The organism is Streptomyces sp. NPDC018031 (assembly GCF_044327625.1).
Taxonomy (GTDB): Bacteria; Actinomycetota; Actinomycetes; order Streptomycetales; family Streptomycetaceae; genus Streptomyces.
In genome coordinates this window covers 1-3,605 of sequence record NZ_JBIRFT010000058.1, presented here as the reverse complement: position 1 = coordinate 3,605, position 3,605 = coordinate 1, and the positions used below count along the sequence as shown (strand labels likewise).

At 75.8% G+C, this 3,605-nt stretch carries 2 protein-coding genes; both read right to left on the bottom strand.

Annotated features, from left to right (window positions below; translation table 11 throughout):
• A partial coding sequence (locus ACH4B3_RS34185; protein ID WP_398469679.1) for a type I polyketide synthase occupies window positions 1-1,878 on the bottom strand: 1,878 nt, incomplete at its 3' end.
• Between the two features lie 36 nt (window positions 1,879-1,914).
• The coding region (locus ACH4B3_RS34180) for an SDR family NAD(P)-dependent oxidoreductase (RefSeq protein WP_398469677.1) at window positions 1,915-3,605 on the bottom strand (1,691 nt) is incomplete at its 5' end.

The following is a 3,605-nucleotide window of genomic DNA, read 5'->3' as shown; positions in this document are numbered from 1 at the left end:
CCGCTCCATCGACTCCGCGAACACCGGCACCGAAGCCATCAACTCCCGCGCCATCCCCACCCACTGCGCACCCTGACCCGGGAACACGAACACCGGGTTCCGGGCGTGGTCGGTGGTCTCACCGGTGGTGAGCCGGGGATCGGGCGCGTCCTCGGCGAGGGCGCCGAGCCCGGCGAGCAGGGTGTCCCGGTCGTCGGCGATCACCACGGCACGGTGCTCCAGAGCGGCACGGGTGGTGGCCAGCGACGCCCCGATGTCGCGCGGGTCCAGCGCGGGGCGGGCCGCGGCGAAGTCCCGCAGCCGCTCGGCCTGGGCGCGCAGCGCGGCGGGGTTCCTGCCGGAGACGGTCCAGGCGACGGGGGCCGGGACGGTACCGGACGCGGCGGCCGCAGGCTCCGGGGCGCCGTCCTCGGCGGCCGGCCCGTCCGGTACCGGGCCGGCCTCCTCCAGGATGACGTGGGCGTTGGTGCCGCTCACGCCGAACGACGACACCCCGGCGCGGCGCGGCTGCTCGCCGCGCGGCCAGGGGCGTTCCTCGGTGAGCAGTTCCACGGCGCCGGCCGACCAGTCCACGTGCGGGGTCGGGGCGTCCACGTGCAGCGTGCGCGGCAGCGCCTCCTCACGCAGCGCCATCACCATCTTGATGACGCCGCCGACCCCGGCCGCGGCCTGGGTGTGGCCGATGTTGGACTTCAGCGAGCCGAGCAGCAGGGGCCGCGCGTCGGCGGAGCGCTGGCCGTAGGTGGCCAGCAGGGCGTGCGCCTCGATGGGGTCGCCGAGCCGGGTCCCGGTGCCGTGCGCCTCGACCGCGTCCACGTCGCCGACGCCGAGCCGGGCGTCGGCCAGAGCCGTGCGGATGACGCGCTCCTGGGAGGGGCCGTTGGGCGCGGTGAGGCCGTTGCTGGCCCCGTCCTGGTTGACCGCCGAGCCGCGGACCACGGCCAGCACCCGGTGGCCGTTGCGCAGCGCGTCCGACAGCCGCTCCACCAGCAGCACGCCCGCGCCCTCGGACCAGCCGGTGCCGTCCGCCGCCGCGGCGAAGGACTTGCACCGGCCGTCGGCGGCCAGGCCGCGCTGCCGGCTGAACTCCACGAACAGTTCGGGGGTGGGCATCACGGTCACGCCGCCGGCCAGCGCGAAGGTGCACTCGCCCTTGCGCAGCGCCCGCACCGCGAGGTGGAGGGCGACCAGTGACGAGGAGCAGGCGGTGTCGACCGTGACGGCCGGGCCCTCCAGGCCCAGGGTGTAGGAGACCCGGCCGGAGATGACGCTGGCGGCCTTGCCGGTCATGCCGTAGCCCTCGACGATCTCCGGCGCGGTGCGGCCGAAGGTCCCGTATCCGGGGTGCCCGGCGCCCATGAACACCCCGGCGTGGCTGCCCTTGACGGAGGACGGGTCGATACCGGCCCGCTCCAGCGCCTCCCAGGAGGTCTCCAGGATCAGCCGCTGCTGCGGGTCCATGGCGAGCGCCTCGCGCGGCGAGATGCCGAAGAACTCGGCGTCGAACTCGGCGGCGTCGTGCAGGAAGCCGCCGTCGCGCACATAGCTGGTGCCGGGGGTGGACAGCTCCGGGTCGTACAGGGCACCGGTGTCCCAGCCCCGGTCCTCGGGGAACGGCGTGATCGCCGTGGTACCGCCGGCCGGCCCGTCGGGGTCGCCGGCGGGGTCCGCGGTGGGGTCGCCGGTGGCCGTCCGGCCGGTGACCAGCCGCCACAGGTCCTCGGGCGACCGCACCCCGCCCGGGTAGCGGCACGCCATGCCGACGATGGCGATCGGCTCCTGCTCGCGCTGCTCCAGCTCCGCGATGCGGCGGCGCGCGGTGCGCAGGTCGGTGGTGGCTCGCTTCAGATAATCGCGGAGTTTGTCTTCGTTGTTCACGGGGTCGTCACACCTATCCGAATATCCGAAACGGCTTCAGGGGGTTTCGAGTTCGTTGTCGAGCAGGTCGAAGAGTTCGTCGTCGCTGGCGTCCTGCACGGCGTCGTCGTCCTCGTCGGGCTCGGTGGCGGGCCGGCCGCTCCAGCGGGTGAGGAGCGTGTGCAGCCGTGCGGTGACCTCGCCGCGTACCGTCTCCTGCTCGGCCAGCGCCGCGAGGGCGGCCTCGATCCGGTCGAGTTCGGCGAGCGCGTCCCTGGTGGTCAGGGTGGCGTCGTCGCCGAGCCGGTCGGTCAGGTGGGCGGCCAGCGCGGCGGGCGTGGGGTGGTCGAAGACGACGGCGGCGGACAGCCGCAGCCCGGTCGCGGCGCCGATCCGGTTGCGCAGCTCCACCGCGGTGAGCGAGTCGAAGCCCACGTCGCGGAAGGCCCGTTCCGGCTCGACGGCCTGGGCGGTCGGGTGGCCGAGCACGGTGGCGGCGTGGGTGCGCACCAGGTCCAGGAGCGTCCGTTCACGGGTCGCCCGCGGGGCGCCGGCGATGCTGCGGAGCAGTGCCTCGGCACCGGACGCCTGGTCGGCGGCGTTCGCGGTGGCGCGCCGGGCGGCGGCCCGGACCAGGCCGCGCAGCAGCGGCGGCACCGCCTCTCCGGCGCCCGCCCGGGAGCGCAGCCCGGCCAGGTCGAGGCGGATCGGGACCGCGAGCGCCAGGTCGGCGGCGAGCGCGGCGTCGAACAGCGCGAGGCCGTGCTCGGGCGGCAGCGGCAGCGCCCCGGTACGGCCCACCCGGGCCAGGTCCGCCTGGTCCAGGTGCTCGGTCATGGCGCTCGCCTGGTCCCACAGGCCCCAGGCGAGCGACACGGCGGGCAGCCCGAGGTCCTCCCGCCGGTGCCGGGCGAGGGCGTCCAGGTAGGCGTTGGCGGCGGCGTAGTTGGCCTGGCCGGGGGTGCCGAAGAGGCCGGAGGCGGAGGAGAACAGGACGAACGCGGCGAGGTCGAGCCCGGCCGTCAGTTCGTGCAGGTTGCGTGCCGCGTCGACCTTGGGCCGCAGCACCCGCTCCACCTGCTCGTCGGTGAGCGAGGCGGCCAGCGCGTCGTCGACCACGCCGGCGGCGTGCACCACGGCGGTCAGCGGACGGTCCGCGGGCACCGCGGCGAGCGTCGCGGCGAGCGCGTCCCGGTCGGCCGCGTCGCAGGCGACCACGTCGACGGTGGCGGCGCCCAGCTCGCGCAGTCCGGCGACGAGTTCGTCCGTCCCCTCGGCCGCCGGGCCGCGCCTGCTGGTCAGCAGCAGGTGGCGGACGCCGTGCTCGGCGACGAGGTGGCGGGCGAGGAGCCCGCCGAGAGCGCCGGTGGCACCGGTCAGCAGCACGGTGCCGGGCTCGTCCCAGCGGCGCGGCATGGTCAGGGCGACCTTGCCGATGTGCCGGGCCTGGCTGACGTACCGGAACGCCTCGGGGGCGCGCCGCACGTCCCAGGACCGTACCGGCAGCGGGGTCAGCTCGCCGCGCGCCAGCAGGTCCACGACCTCGGTCAGCATGGCGCCCAGCCGGTCCGGGCCGGCCTCGATGACGTCGAAGGTCTGGTAGTGGACGCCGGGGTGGCCGGCGGCGACCTGCTCCGGGTCGCGGATGTCGGACTTGCCCATCTCCAGGAACCGGCCGCCGCGCGGCAGCAGGTCCAGCGACGCGTCCACGAACTCCCCGGCCAGGGAGTTCAGCACCACATCCGCGC